Origin of the sequence: Mesorhizobium sp. M1A.F.Ca.IN.020.06.1.1, from assembly GCF_004023265.1 — a bacterium.
Taxonomy (GTDB): domain Bacteria; phylum Pseudomonadota; class Alphaproteobacteria; order Rhizobiales; family Rhizobiaceae; genus Mesorhizobium.
The window spans coordinates 1-843 of the sequence record NZ_RZSR01001513.1; the positions used below are offsets into that span (position 1 = coordinate 1).

Consider the following 843-nt stretch of genomic DNA (forward strand, 5'->3'; position numbering starts at 1 on the left):
CTTGCTATCAGTCACGGCGAAGGAGTTGGGGCTGGACTTGCCGCCGGTCTCGTCAACGCCGCCTCTCTCACGAGCTCCGGTATGGCGGCCGCTCTTCTTGGCTGAAGAACGTGTGCAGAAATCGGCTGCAGGTTATCGGGGTATGGAGTCAACGCCGGAGCTTGGGAATACGATAGACGACAGCGATATATTTTGGATTGGATCGCCTTCCAACTACCGAGCCTCCGAGACGTTCTGCAATCTTTCTGCTAGCGATGTTTTCTTCCGCGACAGGATAGTCAAAACTGTCCGGCGCGAGTTTCTCCGACGCCCATGCAACCACGGCGGCGATTGCCTCCCGGCCGATGCCCTGTCCTTGAGCGCCTTCGTTGAGCCAGATTCCAAGTTCGGGAGATACCGTGTTCGCCGCATGCAGGCCAACAAGCCCTAGACAACGACCGTCTTGCGAACGCCGCACAACGAAATGCAGGTCCGATCCGTCGAGGTTCGGTTCTAACCAAGACCGCCAGACCGCGCCAAATGCGGCCGACGATCGTGGCGGTTCCCACTGCATGAAGCGGGTGATTGAAGGCGTAATACAGGCGTAAAGCTCTTCGGCATCACCGGGCGTAAATAGCTTGAGGGATAGGCGTTCCGATTTGATCTCGGTGCGGCTTGGATCCCAATCAGTGATCGTCATCTCAGGCGGCAATTTTGTCATATCGGACCGAAGGACTCAACGCCGGCGGGCGGCGACAGCCTTGGTCGGCAGCGCGGGCAATTCCTCCATCACTCGGCTCAGCGGGAAGATGGCGAAGGCACCGAGGCCATCGCCATCTGCCCGCTGAGCCGAGTGATGGAGGA

1 protein-coding gene is annotated in these 843 nt (G+C 58.8%); it reads right to left on the bottom strand.

Features of this window, described 5'->3' with window-relative positions:
* Positions 1-148: 148 nt before the first annotated feature.
* A complete protein-coding gene (locus EOA60_RS35225) occupies positions 149-679 on the bottom strand; it encodes a GNAT family N-acetyltransferase (protein WP_095825386.1) in 531 nt (176 codons plus the stop codon).
* Between the last annotated feature and the right edge of the window lie 164 nt (positions 680-843).

Coding starts and splice junctions, on each gene's coding strand:
- EOA60_RS35225 (WP_095825386.1), bottom strand. CDS start 679: ATGACGATCACTGATTGGGATCCAAGCCGCACCGAGATCAAATCGGAA.